Source organism: Brevundimonas diminuta (genome assembly GCF_022654015.1).
In the GTDB taxonomy this organism is placed as follows: Bacteria; Pseudomonadota; Alphaproteobacteria; order Caulobacterales; family Caulobacteraceae; genus Brevundimonas; species Brevundimonas diminuta_C.
The window spans coordinates 287,927-303,242 of sequence record NZ_CP073063.1; the positions used below are offsets into that span (position 1 = coordinate 287,927).

13 protein-coding genes, 2 tRNA genes and 2 rRNA genes are annotated in these 15,316 nt (G+C 63.9%); 10 read left to right on the forward strand and 7 right to left on the reverse strand.

Annotation, left to right across the window (positions count from 1 at the left end; all coding sequences use genetic code 11):
* Nucleotides 1-130: 130 nt before the first annotated feature.
* The 4 genes from KAK88_RS01360 to arfB all read left to right on the forward strand — a co-directional run bounded on the left by KAK88_RS01360 (nucleotide 131) and on the right by arfB (nucleotide 3,932).
* Complete coding sequence (locus KAK88_RS01360) at nucleotides 131-1,609, forward strand: amidohydrolase (RefSeq protein ID WP_242077571.1); 1,479 nt, start codon at nucleotides 131-133, stop codon at nucleotides 1,607-1,609.
* Entirely contained in the window at nucleotides 1,609-2,949 is a 1,341-nt protein-coding gene (locus KAK88_RS01365; protein WP_242077572.1) for an amidohydrolase family protein, read from the forward strand. The genes KAK88_RS01360 and KAK88_RS01365 overlap by 1 nt, the downstream gene beginning before the upstream one ends.
* A 123-nt stretch (nucleotides 2,950-3,072) precedes the next feature.
* Nucleotides 3,073-3,531, forward strand: a complete 459-nt coding sequence (locus KAK88_RS01370) for a YaiI/YqxD family protein (RefSeq protein ID WP_242077573.1) — start codon at nucleotides 3,073-3,075, stop codon at nucleotides 3,529-3,531.
* Entirely contained in the window at nucleotides 3,528-3,932 is a 405-nt protein-coding gene (gene arfB / locus KAK88_RS01375; protein ID WP_017505001.1) for an alternative ribosome rescue aminoacyl-tRNA hydrolase ArfB, read from the forward strand. Before KAK88_RS01370 ends, arfB begins: the two co-directional genes overlap by 4 nt.
* Before the next feature lie 3 nt (nucleotides 3,933-3,935).
* On the opposite strand, the gene KAK88_RS01380 is transcribed toward arfB, so the two are convergent.
* The 4 genes from KAK88_RS01380 to KAK88_RS01395 are packed head-to-tail and all read right to left on the reverse strand — an operon-like array spanning nucleotide 3,936 to nucleotide 7,533.
* Nucleotides 3,936-4,409 carry a hypothetical protein gene (locus KAK88_RS01380; RefSeq protein WP_242077574.1) on the reverse strand — a complete coding sequence of 158 codons (474 nt, stop codon included), beginning with the start codon at nucleotides 4,407-4,409 and terminating at the stop codon, nucleotides 3,936-3,938.
* A gap of 14 nt (nucleotides 4,410-4,423) precedes the next feature.
* Nucleotides 4,424-6,004 carry a 2-polyprenylphenol 6-hydroxylase gene (gene ubiB, locus KAK88_RS01385; protein ID WP_242077575.1) on the reverse strand — a complete coding sequence of 527 codons (1,581 nt, stop codon included), beginning with the start codon at nucleotides 6,002-6,004 and terminating at the stop codon, nucleotides 4,424-4,426.
* Nucleotides 5,992-6,780, reverse strand: coding sequence for a class I SAM-dependent methyltransferase (locus KAK88_RS01390; RefSeq protein ID WP_242077576.1), 789 nt, complete (start codon nucleotides 6,778-6,780; stop codon nucleotides 5,992-5,994). The genes ubiB and KAK88_RS01390 overlap by 13 nt, the downstream gene beginning before the upstream one ends.
* 51 nt (nucleotides 6,781-6,831) lie before the next feature.
* Entirely contained in the window at nucleotides 6,832-7,533 is a 702-nt protein-coding gene (locus KAK88_RS01395; protein ID WP_242077577.1) for a Crp/Fnr family transcriptional regulator, read from the reverse strand.
* 158 nt (nucleotides 7,534-7,691) lie between these two features.
* Between KAK88_RS01395 and KAK88_RS01400 the strand changes: the two genes are divergently transcribed.
* The 6 genes from KAK88_RS01400 (at nucleotide 7,692) to KAK88_RS01425 (ending at nucleotide 11,829) form a co-directional block, all read left to right on the forward strand.
* The gene (locus tag KAK88_RS01400; RefSeq protein WP_242077578.1) at nucleotides 7,692-7,997 is read left to right on the forward strand and encodes a 4a-hydroxytetrahydrobiopterin dehydratase; all 306 of its coding nucleotides are present in this window, start codon (nucleotides 7,692-7,694) and stop codon (nucleotides 7,995-7,997) included.
* Nucleotides 7,994-8,791 (forward strand): SDR family oxidoreductase, encoded by a 798-nt coding sequence (locus tag KAK88_RS01405; protein ID WP_242077579.1) that lies wholly within the window; start codon nucleotides 7,994-7,996, stop codon nucleotides 8,789-8,791. Before KAK88_RS01400 ends, KAK88_RS01405 begins: the two co-directional genes overlap by 4 nt.
* Nucleotides 8,792-8,965: 174 nt before the next feature.
* Nucleotides 8,966-9,042 (forward strand) — tRNA-Arg (locus KAK88_RS01410).
* Between the two features lie 155 nt (nucleotides 9,043-9,197).
* Nucleotides 9,198-11,231 (forward strand): TonB-dependent receptor, encoded by a 2,034-nt coding sequence (locus KAK88_RS01415; RefSeq protein WP_242077580.1) that lies wholly within the window; start codon nucleotides 9,198-9,200, stop codon nucleotides 11,229-11,231.
* Nucleotides 11,232-11,321: 90 nt separating this feature from the next.
* Nucleotides 11,322-11,483 (forward strand): hypothetical protein, encoded by a 162-nt coding sequence (locus KAK88_RS01420; RefSeq protein ID WP_242077581.1) that lies wholly within the window; start codon nucleotides 11,322-11,324, stop codon nucleotides 11,481-11,483.
* 145 nt (nucleotides 11,484-11,628) lie between these two features.
* Complete coding sequence (locus tag KAK88_RS01425) at nucleotides 11,629-11,829, forward strand: ComEA family DNA-binding protein (protein ID WP_242077582.1); 201 nt, start codon at nucleotides 11,629-11,631, stop codon at nucleotides 11,827-11,829.
* A gap of 166 nt (nucleotides 11,830-11,995) precedes the next feature.
* Here the strand turns inward: KAK88_RS01425 and KAK88_RS01430 are convergent.
* The 3 genes from KAK88_RS01430 to KAK88_RS01440 form a co-directional block, all read right to left on the reverse strand.
* Nucleotides 11,996-12,072, reverse strand: a tRNA-Met gene (locus tag KAK88_RS01430).
* 81 nt (nucleotides 12,073-12,153) lie between these two features.
* Nucleotides 12,154-12,268, reverse strand: a 5S ribosomal RNA gene (gene rrf, locus KAK88_RS01435).
* 132 nt (nucleotides 12,269-12,400) lie between these two features.
* A 23S ribosomal RNA gene (locus KAK88_RS01440) occupies nucleotides 12,401-15,179 on the reverse strand.
* Nucleotides 15,180-15,316: the final 137 nt, after the last annotated feature.

Here is a 15,316-nt window from a genome sequence, read left to right on the forward strand (position 1 = left end):
GCCGTTAGCCGTCGCGGCTGCGGGCGTCCAGAAGATGAACGCCGAAACCTTTTGACGGTCGCGGCCGAACGCCCTTCTATGCTGGCTGCAAGCGGCGTCGGGGCTGACGCTTCGCGGGAGAGGGATTTCGATGATCGGACATCATCTGCGGGGCGCCAGCCTCGCGGCCATTACATGCGCCGTGCTGGGCCTGTCGGCCTGCGCCACCACCGGCCAGACCCCTGATGATACGGCCGCGAAACCGTCGAGGGACCGGACCTTGGCCGCCGGTCTGGATCCCGCGACGACGCTGGATCCCTATCCCTCCACCTATCAGCCCTTGCCGCGCGAGAACTTCGCCGTGGTCGGCGCCACCGTCCTGACCGGCACGGATCGCAAGATCGAGAACGGTGTGGTCGTGGTCACGGACGGCAAGATCGCCGCCGTCGGCGACGCCTCGACCCCCGTTCCGGCCGGCTATCGCGTGGTCCAGGCGCGCGGCCGCTATGTCACCCCCGGCGTCATCGACGTGCACAGCCACCTGGGCGTCTATCCGTCGCCCGGCGTCAGCGGCATGAGCGACGGCAACGAGGCGACCAGCCCGAACACCGCCCAGGTCTGGGCCGAACACTCGCTGTGGCCCCAGGACCCTGGTTTCAACACCGCCCGCGCTGGCGGCGTGACCACGCTTCACATCCTGCCCGGCTCGGCCAATCTGTTCGGCGGCAGGGGCGTGACCATCCGCAACGTGCCCTCGATCACCATGCAGGGGCTGAAGTTCCCGGCCGCGCCCTATACGGTCAAGATGGCCTGCGGCGAGAACCCGTCGCGCGTCTATGGCGGCCGCAACCAGAGCCCGGCGACGGGCATGGGCAATATGGCCGGCTATCGCGCCGCCTTCATCGCCGCGCGCGACTACAAGGCCAAATGGGACAAGTGGCGTGAGGACGGCGAAGGCGCCGCCCCGACCCGCAACCTGCAGAACGAAACCCTGATGGGCGTGCTGGACGGGTCGATCCTGATCCAGAACCACTGCTACCGCGCCGACGAGATGGCGCTGATGATGGATATGGCAAAGGAATTCGGCTACCGCATCACCACCTTCCACCACGCCACCGAGGCCTACAAGCTGGCCCCGCAACTGGCCGCCAACGGCATCTGCGCGGCCATGTGGACCGGCTGGTGGGGCTTCAAGATGGAGGCCCTCGACGCCATCGAGGAGAACGCCGCCCTGGTGGACGCCCAGCAGGGATCGTGCGCCGTCATCCATTCCGACGACGCCGAACTGACCCAGCGGTTGAACCAGGAAGCCGCCGCCGCCCTGTCGGCCGGTCGCCGCGCCGGGCTGAACATTTCCGAAGAACACGCCATCGGCTGGATCACCTCCAACGCCGCCAGGGCCATCGGCATCGCCGACCAGACCGGGTCGCTGGAGCCCGGCAAGCGCGCCGACGTGGTGATCTGGAGCGCCGATCCCTTCTCGATCTACGCCCGCGCCGATCAGGTGTTCATCGACGGCGCCCTGACCTTTGATCGCAGAAACCCCGCCTATCAGCCGACCAGCGACTTCGAACTGGGTCAGCCGGGCTATGGCCTGACCGCCGCCAACGTCACGGAAGGAGCCCGCTGATGCGCCTGTCTCACATCCTCGCGGGCGCCGCCGCGGCCCTGTCTCTCGCCGTCCCTGCGATGGCGCAGGAAACCGTCGCCATTGTCGGCGGGCGCATCCTGACCGGCGACTCCGTCATCGAAAACGGCACGATCGTGATCCGCGACGGCAAGATCGTCTCGGTGGGCCCAGGCGGAGCGCCCTCCGGCGCCCGCGTCATCGACGCGGCGGGCAAGACCGTTGCGCCCGGTTTCGTCGCCGTGGATTCCGGCCTGGCCGGAACCGAGGTCAGTTCGGTCAGCGGGACCAACGAACTGCGCAACAGCGCCAATACGCTCAGCGCCGCCTTCGACATCTCGTACGGCCTGGACCCCTGGTCCTTCACCCTGCCGGTCGCGCGGTTGGGCGGCATCACCCGCGCCATCGTCGTGCCCCAGCATCCCGGCTCGTCCGGCGGCCATGTGCATGAGGACGAGACGGCCGGCGCCGGCGACGGCGGCTATCAGACGCCGGGCCTGTTCGCGGGTCAGGCGGCGATCATCAATCTGGGTCAGGGCTCGAACATCCTGGTCAAGCCGCGCGTGGCCATGGTCGCGCCCTTCGGCGAAGCGGGCGCCGGCATCGCCGGAGGCGCGCGTGGGGCGCAATTCGTCCTGTTCAAGGAGACGCTGTCGGAGGTTCGCCTCTATGCCCGCAACAAGTCGGCCTATGAGCGGGCGGGCCTGCGCGATCTCAGCCTGTCGCGGGCCGATCTCGAGGCCCTGATCCCCGTCGCCAACGGGACGATGCCGCTGATCGTCACCGTCCACCGCGCCTCGGACATTCAGCAGGTGTTGCGCCTGGCGCGCGAAGAAGGGATCAAGCTGATCCTGGACGGCGCCGAGGAGGGCTGGCTGGTCGCCGGCGACATCGCCGCCGCCGGCGTGCCGGTGCTGCTGAATCCCATCTCCAACCTGCCCAGCGATTTCGAGATGCGGGCGGCGCGGGCGGAAAACGCGGCGGCCCTGAATGCGGCGGGCGTCGTGATCGCGATCAAGGGTAACGAGGGCTCGACGCACCGCGCCCGCGAGGCCCGCTACAACGCTGGCAACGCCGTCTCGCACGGACTGCCCTATGGCGCCGCCATCGCCGCACTGACGGTCAATCCGGCCAGGATCTTCGGCATGGCCGGTCAGTTCGGCCAGATCGCGCCGGGCGCCGCCGGGGACGTGGTGGTCTGGTCCGGCGATCCGCTGGAGCCGCTCAGCCAGCCGTCGGCCGTCTTCGTCAATGGCGTCGAACAGCCCCTGACCAGCCGCCCGCTGATGCTGCGCGACCGCTATCGCCAGCAGACGCCGATGCCGCCGGCCTATCGCAACTGAGGACCGCGTTGGTCTGAACGGAAAGGGCGGGGCCGCACGGCCCCGCCCTTTTTGGTTGGGACGCTGTGCGAACTCACTATGCTGAGCCTCAAGTAGCGCGAAGCGCGATAGGCCCAACCAAGAATGCCTACGGTTCTCTACATCGACGCCGACGCCTGCCCCGTGAAGGAAGAGGTTTACCGCGTTGCCGGTCGCTATGGGCTGAAGACCTATGTCGTCTCCAACACCTGGATGCAGGTTCCGCGCGAGGCGCTGATCGAACAGGTGGTGGTGGACGCCGGCCCCGACATCGCCGACGACTGGATCGCCGAGCGGGCGGGCGTGGGCGATGTGGTCATCACCGCCGATATCCCCTTGGCCGACCGCTGTCTAAAGTCGGGCGCCCAGGCGCTGAAGTCGAACGGCCAGCCCTTCACCCCGGACTCCATCGGCTCGGCCCTTGCCGGACGGATGGTGGGCGAGCATCTGCGGTCGATGGGCGTGGCCACATCCGGTCCGCCGCCGTTCTCGGCCGTCGACCGTTCGCGTTTCTTGCAAGCGCTGGACCAGGCCGTGGTCAAGGCGCGCAAGGCGGCGACATGACCACCGTCATACCCGAGGACGAGCTGGAGTTTCACTTCTACCGCGCGGGCGGTCCGGGCGGGCAGAACGTCAACAAGGTCTCGACCGCCGTCCAGATGCGATTCGATGTGAAGAACTCGCCATCGCTGACTGATCCGGTCAAGGCGCGGCTGATGAAGCTGGCCGGCAGTCGGCTGACGCTGGAAGGCGTGATCCTGATCACCGCCGTGCGTCATCGCACCCAGGAGCGCAATCGCGCCGACGCCATCGAACGGCTTCAGGCCATGGTGGACGAGGCCTCGATCCGCCCCGTCTATCGCGTGCCGACACGCCCGACCAAGGCGTCCAAGGAACGCCGCCTCAAGGCCAAGACGACCCGCGCCTCGATCAAGTCGGGGCGCGGCAAGCCTTCGCTGGACTGACGCTCAGCTTTCGGCCGGGCGGAACAGCAGGGCGGCGATCTTGTCCTCGGCGTCGAAGCCGATCAGCCATTCGGTGACCTGATTGTCGAAGGTGACCTTGAACATCTGGGCCTCGCCTTCCTGCTTGACGTATTCGACCGTCTTGACGGCGCCGAAGCCCTTGATCAGCGGGATCACCTGGGCCTCCTGCTGACGGATCTGGGTTCCGAGACCCGTCGTGAAGTCCGAATAGTCGAAGCCCGTCCCCTGGGCGCTGGCGATCACGGCGCGCAAAGCCTCTTCCGAACGCGCGATGTCGGGAGCCTGGGCGGCGGACGCCGCTGCGGGCGCAGTGGCGGGACGGGCCTGAGGCGCTGCAGTTTGAGCCGGGCGATCGAAGGCGTTCGGCACAGCGCCGGCGGCGGCCTGAGCCAAGGCGGGCATGGGCGCCAGCAGCGCGGCGGCTGCGATAGCGGTCTTCATCAGGGTCGGCTTCATAGCGAAAGCTCCGGTCAGGTCAGATAGGGCCAGAGCGAAAGGCCCAGGGCCGCCAGGGCCGCGATGACCGCGACCGTGACTGAAGCCGTCACCCAAGCCGGAGTTCCCGACTTTTCGATGACCACCGCCGCCGGGCGCGGCGGCTCCTGAACCAGGCGCGAGATGGCGCGGGCGGCGGCGATCATTTCGTTGATCGCATCACGCGCCTGGGCCTGCGGTCCCAGTTCGCGGCGGATCCAGCGTTCGACCACCGGCTGGGCGGCCTTCCACAGATCGTGATCGGGTTGCAGCCGGCGCGCCACCCCCTCGACCGAGACCATGGTCTTTTGCAGCAGGATCAGTTCGGGCCGCAGCCGCATGTCGAACAGGGCGGTGATCTCGAACAACTGGCCCAAGAGCCGGCCCATCGACACCTGGCTGGCGGCGCGGCCGATCACCGGTTCGCCGACCGCGCGCAGAGCCTGGGCGAAGGTCTCCACCGAATGGTGCGGCGGGACGTAGCCGGCCTCGAAATGCACGCGCGAAATCCGGTCGTAGTCGCGGCTGATGAAGCCCCACAGGATCTCGGCCAGATAGCGCCGCTCGGCCGGACCCAGCCGCCCGACGATGCCGAAGTCGATGGCCGTCAGATGGGCCGGCGCGCTGGCGAACAGATTGCCCTCGTGCAGATCGGCGTGGAACACCCCGTGGTCCAGCGCCTGGACCAGGAAGGCGCGCACCACGTTGTCAGCCAACTGATCCGTGTCGATGCCCGGCAGGTCCAGCAGCGCCGGATCCGTCATCGGCACGCCCTGCGCCCATTCCAGCGTCAGCACGCGCTTGCCCACCCCGTCCCAGATCACGGCCGGGGCGGACATATATCCGTCCTTGGCCAGCACCTCGGCCATCTCGCTGGCGGCGGCGGCCTCCAGCCGCATGTCCAGCTCCAAATCCAGCGAGTTGGCGATGGTTTCGACGAAGGCGGACGGCTCCAGCCGCCGCGCCATCGGCACGAGCCGCCAGACCAGCCGCGCCCCCAGCCGCATTGAATCCAGGCCATTGGCGACCCGGCGCTCGACCCCCGGCCGCAGCACCTTGACGGCGACGGCCCGCCCATCGGCCAGGGTCGCGCGGTGCGCCTGGGCCAGGGAGGCGGCGGCGACCGGCGGGCTGAGGTCGATGAAGAGGCTTTCGGCCGGACGACCCAGCGACTTCTCGATCTCGCGCCGCGCCTCTTCCAGCGAGAAGGCCGGCAGGGCGTCCTTCAACCGGCCAAGGTCGCGCGCGAATTCCAGCCCGAAGATGTCGGCGCGCGTGGCCAGAACCTGGCCCAGTTTGATCGCCACAGGGCCCAGATGCTCGAACGCCTTGCCCAGCCTCTGGCCCGGCCGCCCCTGACGCCCGGCACGACCTGAGAACAGTTGCACGAACCGGGCGAGCGGCCGCGTCCAGGCCGGCAGCAGATGGGTCACCTCGCGCGGAATCAGGGCGTCATGACGCGCCAAAACCCACAGCCAGCCCAGCAGGCGCAGAAAGGACGCAACCGGGTTCTGGACCGCGACCGTCGCGGGCGGCGGCGGGGCCGTGCGATAGATCCGACTGGTCAGATCGCCCACCCGTGATGGATGGCGGCGATCCCGCCCGACAGATTGGTGACGGACACGCGGCGGAAGCCGGCGTCCTCGATCATGCCCTTGAACATATTCTGATCGGGGAAGCGGCGGATGCTCTCGACCAGATACTGATAGCTGTCGCGATCCTTGGCGACCCAGCCGCCGATGCGCGGAATGGCGTGGAAGGACCAGACGTCGTAGACCTTGCGGATCGGCGTGGTCGTGGGGCGCGAAAACTCCAGGCACAGGAACCGACCGCCCGGCTTCAGCACCCGGCGCGCCTCGGCCAGCGCCTTGTCGATATGCGCCACGTTGCGTATGCCGAAACTGATCGAATAGGCGTCGACCGAGGCGTCAGGCAGCGGCAGGTTCATGGCGTCGCCGACGCTCCACTGCATCTCCGGCTCGCCGCCCTTTTGGACGCCCGCCAGGATCATCTCGGCGTTGTAGTCCAGCACGATGACATTGGCGTCCTCGCCGCCGCGCCGCTCCTGGGCTGCGCGCGCCATCTTGGAATAGCGCCGCGCCATGTCGCCGGTGCCGCCCGCGACGTCCAGAATGGTCTCGCCCGGACGCGGGTTCAGCTTGGCGGCGGCGATGTCCTTCCAGATGCGGTGGACGCCGACGCTCATCAGGTCGTTCATCACATCGTAGTTGGAGGCGACGGAATCGAAGACTCCGCGCACCATCTTCACCTTCTCGCGCGCATCCACGTCGCGAAAGCCGAAGGAGGATCGATCGCCCGACGAATGCGGGCCGTGGGAGGAGGCGTCGGTCATAGTCGTCGTCTAGCGCGTCGCAGCGCCCCCGTCATCCGATGAGACACCCGATCAGGCCGCTTCGGGCTGCGGCAGTTTCAAATCCTTCATCACGTCGCGCATCAGGCCGTAACAGCCGCACGACGCCGCCTCCAGGCCGTCGCGATCCAGCACCTTGACCCAACCTCGACCCCGCTGGATCAGCGACTTGCGCTCCAGCACGGTGCCGACCTCCGACACCGTGGCGCGACGCACGCCCAGCATGCCGGCGATATCGGCCTGGGTCAGGTCGATGCGGTCGTCCTCCGCCCGATCGTGAAGCATCAACAGCCAACGGGCCAACCGTTCGTCCAGCCGATGCTGGGCGTTGCAGGCGGCCGCTTGCTGCACCTGCGCCATTAAGCCTTCGGTGAAGCGCGACAGGGCCGTGCGCAGCGTCTCGCTGTCTTCCAGCGCCTCGCCGAATACCTCGGCCGAGCAATAGGCTGCGTTCCCGTCGCGTTGGGAAATGGCGCGGCTGGCCGCGCGCGCGTTGAAGGGTCCGCAGGTGACGCCGATCAGGCCTTCGCGCCCGATGGCGGCGGTCTCCACCATCTTGTCATCCGGCAGGATGGTCATCAGCGACACCACGCCCTTGATCGGAAACCAGACCTGATCAACCGCCTCGCCGGCGTCATAGAGCATCTGGCCGCGTGTGATCTCGCACTCTTTCAAATGCGGTTCGATCCGCTTGCGGTCGGCCGCATCCAGAGCGGCGATCCAGAGATTTTCCATCCTAACCCCGCTGGCGACCGATGACGCCGAAGAGCGACGATCATTGCTCGATCAATGCACAAGCTTGACCATGGGTTCCCTGAACGGGGGTCCCGCGCGGCTTCGCCGCTTGCCGCGACCCATCCGGCGCCCTACGCCAAAGAAAAAGAGGAAACGCGATGACCGACACACGGCTTGACGTAGCGGAAACGCTGAAGAATTTGCCCGCCTGGCGCGCGCATGACGGCGATCGCCCGGCCATCACGCGGACGCTGAAGTTCGCGGATTTCAACGCCGCCTTCGGCTTCATGACCCGCGTCGCCCTGATGGCCGACAAGATGGACCACCATCCCGAATGGTCGAATGTCTACGACCGCGTCGAGATCCTGCTCACCACCCACGACGCCGACGGCGTGACGGACAAGGACGCGACCCTGGCTCGCTTCATTGACGCCGCCGCCGTCGGCATGGGGGTGAAGTCGTGAGCGGCTCCGCGCGTCCCGGCCGCGTCGCCGGCAAGACGGCCCTGATCACCGGCGCGGCCGGCGGCTTGGGCGAGGCCATGGCCTTCATGCTGGCCCGCGAAGGCGCCCGCGTCGCCGTCACCGACATCGACGCCGCACGCGCTCAAGCCTTGGCGAGCCGGATCAATGCGGAAATCCCGGACGTCGCCTTCGCCTATGCCCACGACGTGGCCAGCGAGGCCGAATGGAAAGACGTGATCGCCGCCGCCGTGGCCGATCTCGGCGGTCTGTCGGTGCTGGTCAACAACGCCGGCGTCGGTGGCCCACTGGCCTTCGTCGAACAGGACACGATCGAGAACTGGCAGCGTCAGTATGAGATCAACCTGCGCTCCATCATGCTGGGCGCCAAACACGCCATGCCGCATCTGCGCGCCTCGGCTCCGGCCTCGATCATCAACATTTCCTCGATCGCAGGGCTCGCGGCGGCCCCCGGCATGGGCGCCTATAACGCCACCAAGGCGGCGGTCTGGATGTACACCAAGACCCTGGCGCTCGAGGCCGCCAAGGCCGAGTGGAACGTGCGCTGCAACTCGGTCCATCCTGTCTTCATCAAGACGCCGATCCTGGATCCCTTCATCGCCATGGCCGGCGGGGACGAGGACAAGGCGCACGAACGCCTCGCGCGGGGCATTCCCTTGAAGCGGATCGGCGAACCCGACGACGTCGCCTATTGCGTTCTCTATCTGGCGTCCGACGAATCCAAGTTCGTCACGGGATCCGAGTTCAAGATCGACGGCGGTATGACGGCGCAATAGGGCGCGAGCGCCCTATTGCTTTCTTTTTGGCCTATCGCGCTTCGCGCTGCTTGAGGCCGTTGGTCGTCCTTGTCGGTGATTGATGGCGGCCATCCGGTCGTCATCCGCGCATTCGGGATTGAGGCCGCTTGCGCCATGCTGTAAGCGGCCTGTTCCGGCATCGCGCCGGCCGACGCACCCGTAGCTCAGCTGGATAGAGTGCTGCCCTCCGAAGGCAGAGGTCACAGGTTCGAATCCTGTCGGGTGCGCCATTTTCCTGCCCCAAGATAGCCAACGACTCTTCTCCGGCGCACGGAGCGCTGGAGACACGTCCGACACAAAATCGTCGTCGGGTTCTTGATTGCGCGAGGCCTATGTGACGTTATCTCGTAACAAGTCACTTCCTCCCCAGGCTGAGAGTTTCTTCATGCGTCCCTCAAGCGTCTCGCGATCCCTGCTCATGGCGGCGGCAGGCTCCACGATCCTGGCCGGCGCCGCCGCCGCGCAGTCCGCACCGCAAGCCCCAGCGGAGTTGGGCGATATCATCGTCACTGGCGCCCCCTATGGCATCAGCCAGCGGGCTTCGGTGATCGCGACGGACGTGGTGGACGAACAGACCCTGGCCACGGCGCCGGCAGCCTCGCTCGGCGATATGCTGAGCGGGCGTCCGGGCATCCGTTCCACTGACTTTGCGCCCGGCGCCAGCCGACCCGTCATTCGCGGCCTCAGCGGCCCGCGCGTCCAGGTGCTGACCAACGGCATCGGTCTGATCGACGCAAGCTCTGTGTCGCCCGATCACGCTGTGGCCACCGACCCGGCCGAAGCCAATCGTATCGAGATCATTCGCGGGCCCGCGACGCTGGTCTATGGCGGATCGGCCATCGGCGGCGTGGTCAATGTTCTGGACGGCCGCATCCCGACCGAAATCCCCGAGGGGGGCGTGTCCGGCGTGGTCTCAACCCAGGCGTCCAGCGTCGATGATGGCCGCAGCGCCTTCGGACGCGTGACCGTCGGCGGTGGGAATTTCGCCTTCAACGTCGATGGGGTGAAGCGCAAGACCGACGACTACGACATCCCGGCCCCGGCCATTTCCGCCAGGCGCGCCGCCGCCGAAGGCCTCGTGCGCGAGGACACCGGAACCCAGCCCAACAGCTATACCGATCTGGAGGCCTGGGGCGTCGGCGGTTCCTACATCGGCGACAAGGGGTTCGCCGGCGTCTCCTACAAGAACACCGACAGCGAATACGGCACGGTCGCCGAGGAATCGGTCTTCATCAAGCTGAACCAAAAGCGGTGGGACGCGCGCGGCGAATACCGTTTCGACAGCGGGCCCTTCTCGGCCCTGCGCGGCTCTTACGGCCATGCCGACTACACCCACACCGAGTTCGAGGCCGTGGGCGAGCCGGGCACCATCTTCAACTCCGATGGCTGGGAAGGCCGTGCGGACCTGGTCCAGCGCGAACGCAACGGCTGGAACGGCGCCGTCGGGGTTCAGGCTCTGTCGCGCAACTTCGAGGCGATCGGCGAGGAGGCCTTCGTGCCCAGCGTCAAGATCGACGAACTGGGCCTCTATACGGTGCAGCGCCTGGACCTCGGCAATCATGGTTTCGAGGGCGGTCTGCGCTATGACCGGCGCGAACTCAGCGGTACGCCCATCGGGGGCGCGAGCGAAGTCACGCGCGAATTCGACAACTGGTCGGCGTCCGCCGCCGCCTTTATCCGCCCGACTGCAGGCCTGTTCCTGGGCCTTAGCCTGGCCCACAACGAGCGCGCGCCCAGCGAGGTCGAACTGTTCGCCGATGGGGTCCACATCGCCACCGCCGCCTACGAGACCGGCGACCTGACGCTGAACTCCGAGAAGGTGACGACGCTGGAGGGCACCGCCCACTATGATCGCGGCCGGTTCACCGGCGATCTGCACATCTATCACTCTTGGTATAACGGCTTCATCGACGAACGGCCGACGGGCGATCAGTTCTATTTCGAGGAAGAGGACGAGTTCTTCCCCATCTATCGGTTCGTCCAGACTGACGCCAAATTCTATGGCTTCGAGCTGGAAGGCGCCTATGCGCTTTGGCAGGACGGCGATCGCAAACTGTCGCTGGAAGGCGCGGCCGACTATGTCCACGCCCAGACAGACTTCGGCCCTGCCGCGCGGATCCCGCCCTACTCCGTCACCGGACGCCTGGCCTGGAGATCGACCAGGTTCGACGCCAGCGCCGAGGTTCGCCATGTCGGAGAGCAGGATCGGGTCGCCAACGAATTCGAATTGCCGACCGACGACTACACCCTGGTCAACGCCTCGGTCGCCGTCCGTCCCTTCGCCCAGCAGAACGTCACCCTGTTCGCCGAGGCGCGGAACCTGACGAACGAGGAGGCCCGCGAACACGTGTCCTTCCTCAAGAACATCGCCCCTCTGCCCGGCCGCAACCTTCGGATCGGCGTCGCCTACCGCTTCTGACGAAACTTAAGAACCTTCGGCGCAGCCTTGGTTGCGCCGAAGGCTCACACGCGTCGGCGAACGCGAACCGCCTCTGTGCGTTGATCGCCCATGACCGAAAAAGAACCCCGCAAAGTCCCGATCGGCTACGAAGACCAGCCCGACAAGCCGACACGCGGCGCCTTTCGGATCACGGCCCTCGCCATCGCAGCCGCAGCCGTGGTCTTCTTGACGCTGATCGCGGTCGTCGTCATGCGAAGCGGCGGCATCTAGGGGGTCAGAGCCTCCCGACCTTTTTCAGGGCGTGGCTTGCTGTACGTCCGGCCCAAGCGCTTGAGCTTTTCACCAGCCGGCGAAGTCGCCAGTCCGCGCAACCCTGCGGCCACCGGCCGGGAGGCTGTACTACGGACCGTGGGAGATGATTGACTTAAACATCGCCACTGCGGCCGAACTCGATGGCGTTGAGCTTCTGCGTGGACATGGGTTTGAGATTGTCCGCTATCGTGAGGAACGCGGTCTGTTCACCAGCCTTCGCCAGCTCGACGAAGTGCCGGGTTTGGTCCAAAAAATGGATGGCGTCGAAGCGCACCTTTACGTCGAACCTGCCGACGCCAGCTAGGTGATGTCGTCCATCAAACGGGTGTCCATAACCTCGGTGACGCAACGCTGCCGCAGTATGAATTCTGGTGATTGAACGGGCTATCGATCGGGCAAAACGGCAAGCGCTTCCCTCGTCAGACGTCAGAAAGCCCCACGGCTTTTAGCGGTGGGGCTTTATGGTATTTTGGGTGCGGGAGTAGGATTTGAACCTACGACCTTCAGGTTATGAGCCTGACGAGCTACCGGGCTGCTCCATCCCGCGGCAAACGGTAGTGTATCGTGAAGGAAGAACGGTTCGAGAAGAGCCCGCTAGGGCTGCGCAATCATTCTGTCCGCCTGGTAGACCCGGCGGCGACCTACTCTCCCGCGCCTTGAGACGAAGTACCATTGGCTCTGGAGGGCTTAACGACCGAGTTCGGAATGGGATCGGGTGGGGAACCTCCGACATAGCCACCAGGTCAACCAGGGGGACAGAAGGATTGCAGATCCAAGCTCAAGCAGCGCGAAGCGAGTTAGCTTGAACAAGGATGAGAAGACATTGTCTGCGATCGTTCTGGTCTGAACGATCATCGAATGAGTTTTGCTGAGAAACGATCAAACCGATCGGATTATTAGTACCAGTAAGCTTCATGGGTCGCCCCACTTCCACACCTGGCCTATCAACGTGGTAGTCTTCCACGATCCTCAGCGAAGCCTTGTTTTGAGGTTAGTTTCCCGCTTAGATGCTTTCAGCGGTTATCTATTCCATACTTAGCTACCCTGCTGCACAGCTGGCGCCATGACAGGTACACCAGAGGTATGTCCATCCCGGTCCTCTCGTACTAGGGACAGATCCTCTCAAGCTTCGAACACCCACGGCAGATAGGGACCAAACTGTCTCACGACGTTCTGAACCCAGCTCACGTACCACTTTAAATGGCGAACAGCCATACCCTTGGGACCTGCTCCAGCCCCAGGATGTGATGAGCCGACATCGAGGTGCCAAACTTTGCCGTCGATATGGACTCTTGGGCAAAATCAGCCTGTTATCCCTAGAGTACCTTTTATCCGTTGAGCGATGGCCCTTCCACTCGGGACCACCGGATCACTATGGCCGACTTTCGTCTCTGCTCGACTTGTCAGTCTCGCAGTCAGGCGGGCTTATGCCATTGCACTCGACGACCGATTTCCGACCGGTCTGAGCCCACCATCGCGCGCCTCCGTTACACTTTAGGAGGCGACCGCCCCAGTCAAACTACCCACCACGCCATGTCCCGGGACCGGATAACGGCCCTCGGTTAGACGTCAACGACAGTAAGGGTGGTATTTCAAGGACGACTCCACCAGAGCTGGCGCCCCGGTTTCATAGTCTCCCACCTATCCTACACATACGGTCGCTAACGCCAAGGCGAAGCTATAGTAAAGGTTCATAGGGTCTTTCCGTCTGACCGCGGGAACCCCGCATCTTCACGGGGAATTCAATTTCACTGAGCCTATGCTGGAGACAGTGGGGAAGTCGTTACGCCATTCGTGCAGGTCGGAACTTACCCGACAAGGAATTTCGCTACCTTAGGACCGTTATAGTTACGGCCGCCGTTTACCTGGGCTTCAGTTCGACGCTTTCACATCTCCCTTTAACCTTCAGGCACCGGGCAGGCGTCAGACCCTATACGTCGCATTGCTGCTTCGCAGAGCCCTGTGTTTTTGCTAAACAGTCGCTACCCCCTGGCTTGTGCCACTCAGTCCTGCTTGCGCAAGGTGAGTCACGCTTATTCCGAAGTTACGCGTGCAATTTGCCGAGTTCCTTCAGCATAGTTCTCTCAAACGCCTTGGTATGCTCTACCTGACCACCTGTGTCGGTTTCGGGTACGGTCTCTGCTGGAGTTATTTCCTGGGACAACGCCCCCGCACACACAATCCAATAAGTGGGTACGAGTTAAGCCATCCGTCACTTCCAGCTGGTGCAGGAATATTTACCTGCTTCCCATCGACTACGCTTTTCAGCCTCGCCTTAGGGGCCGACTAACCCTGCGCAGATTAGCTTTACGCAGGAACCCTTGGTCTTTCGGCGAGAGTGTCTCTCACACTCTTATCGTTACTCATGTCAGCATTCTCACTTCCGATACCTCCAGCCAGGCTCACGCCTGACCTTCACCGGCCTACGGAACGCTCCGCTACCGCTTGCAGTAAACTGCAAACCCATATCTTCGGCGCACGGCTTGAGCCCCGTTACATTTTCCGCGCAGGATCGCTTGATCAGTGAGCTGTTACGCTTTCTTTAAAGGATGGCTGCTTCTAAGCCAACCTCCTGATTGTCAAAGCAATCCCACATCGTTTCCCACTTAGCCGTGACTTGGGGGCCTTAGATGATGGTTAGGGTTGTTTCCCTTTTCACGACGGACGTTAGCACCCGCCGTGTGTCTGCCCGATAGTTCTCTTGGGTATTCGGAGTTTGGTTAGTATTGGTACCGCTCGCGCAGCCCGCAACCATCCAGTGCTCTACCCCCCAAGGAATTCGTCGGACGCTCTACCTAAATAGATTTCGCGGAGAACCAGCTATGTCCAGGTTTGATTGGCCTTTCACCCCTATCCACAAGTCATCCCAGAATTTTTCAACATTCACGGGTTCGGTCCTCCAGTTGGTGTTACCCAACCTTCAACCTGCTCATGGATAGATCACCTGGTTTCGGGTCGTCATACGTCGAACTTAGCGCCCTATTCAGACTCGCTTTCGCTGCGCCTACACCTAACGGCTTAAGCTTGCTCGACACATGAAGTCGCTGACCCATTATACAAAAGGTACGCCGTCACCGCGCTTGGCGGCTCCGACTGCTTGTAGGCTTCCGATTTCAGGATCTGTTTCACTCCCCTTGTCGGGGTGCTTTTCACCTTTCCCTCACGGTACTTGTTCACTATCGGTCGTAGAGGAGTACTTAGGCTTGGAGGGTGGTCCCCCCATGTTCAGACAGGATTTCACGTGTCCCGCCCTACTCGAGTCTCTTGCTGTTTGATGACTACGGGGCTTTCACCCACTATGGCCGACCTTTCCAGATCGTTCGTCTTTATTTCACAAGAGCACTGGCCTGGTCCCGGTTCGCTCGCCACTACTACGGGAGTCTCGGTTGATGTCCTTTCCTCCGGGTACTGAGATGTTTCAGTTCCCCGGGTTCGCTTAATGAAGCCTATGTATTCAGCTCATTATACCTTTCAACAATCCGCCAATCGCTGCCCCGAAGAGCAGAGTTGGAAGACTGTAAAGGTGGGTTTCCCCATTCGGAAATAACCGGATCAAAGGGTGCTAGCGCCTCCCCGGTTCTTATCGCAGCTTGCCACGTCCTTCATCGCCTCTCTACGCCAAGGCATCCGTCAGAAGCCCTTCAACGTTTGATCGTTTCTCAGCAAAACTCATGCTTGGTTTATTCCGCCCGACTGGAAAGATGCCGGGGGACCAAGCCTGATTTTTGTCAGACAATGTCTTCTTCTCGAACAAGACCTCGAAGCTCAGGGGAGCCGGTCACGTTCTTCCT

Excerpts from the sequence above, each read along its gene's own strand:
- KAK88_RS01425 (WP_242077582.1), top strand. The coding sequence starts at position 11,629 with ATGATTGACTTAAACATCGCCACTGCGGCCGAACTCGATGGCGTTGAG.
- KAK88_RS01420 (WP_242077581.1), top strand. The coding sequence starts at position 11,322 with ATGACCGAAAAAGAACCCCGCAAAGTCCCGATCGGCTACGAAGACCAG.
- KAK88_RS01370 (WP_242077573.1), top strand. The coding sequence starts at position 3,073 with ATGCCTACGGTTCTCTACATCGACGCCGACGCCTGCCCCGTGAAGGAA.
- KAK88_RS01360 (WP_242077571.1), top strand. The coding sequence starts at position 131 with ATGATCGGACATCATCTGCGGGGCGCCAGCCTCGCGGCCATTACATGC.
- KAK88_RS01395 (WP_242077577.1), bottom strand. The coding sequence starts at position 7,533 with ATGGAAAATCTCTGGATCGCCGCTCTGGATGCGGCCGACCGCAAGCGG.
- KAK88_RS01380 (WP_242077574.1), bottom strand. The coding sequence starts at position 4,409 with ATGAAGCCGACCCTGATGAAGACCGCTATCGCAGCCGCCGCGCTGCTG.
- KAK88_RS01365 (WP_242077572.1), top strand. The coding sequence starts at position 1,609 with ATGCGCCTGTCTCACATCCTCGCGGGCGCCGCCGCGGCCCTGTCTCTC.
- KAK88_RS01390 (WP_242077576.1), bottom strand. The coding sequence starts at position 6,780 with ATGACCGACGCCTCCTCCCACGGCCCGCATTCGTCGGGCGATCGATCC.
- KAK88_RS01400 (WP_242077578.1), top strand. The coding sequence starts at position 7,692 with ATGACCGACACACGGCTTGACGTAGCGGAAACGCTGAAGAATTTGCCC.
- arfB (WP_017505001.1), top strand. The coding sequence starts at position 3,528 with ATGACCACCGTCATACCCGAGGACGAGCTGGAGTTTCACTTCTACCGC.
- KAK88_RS01415 (WP_242077580.1), top strand. The coding sequence starts at position 9,198 with ATGCGTCCCTCAAGCGTCTCGCGATCCCTGCTCATGGCGGCGGCAGGC.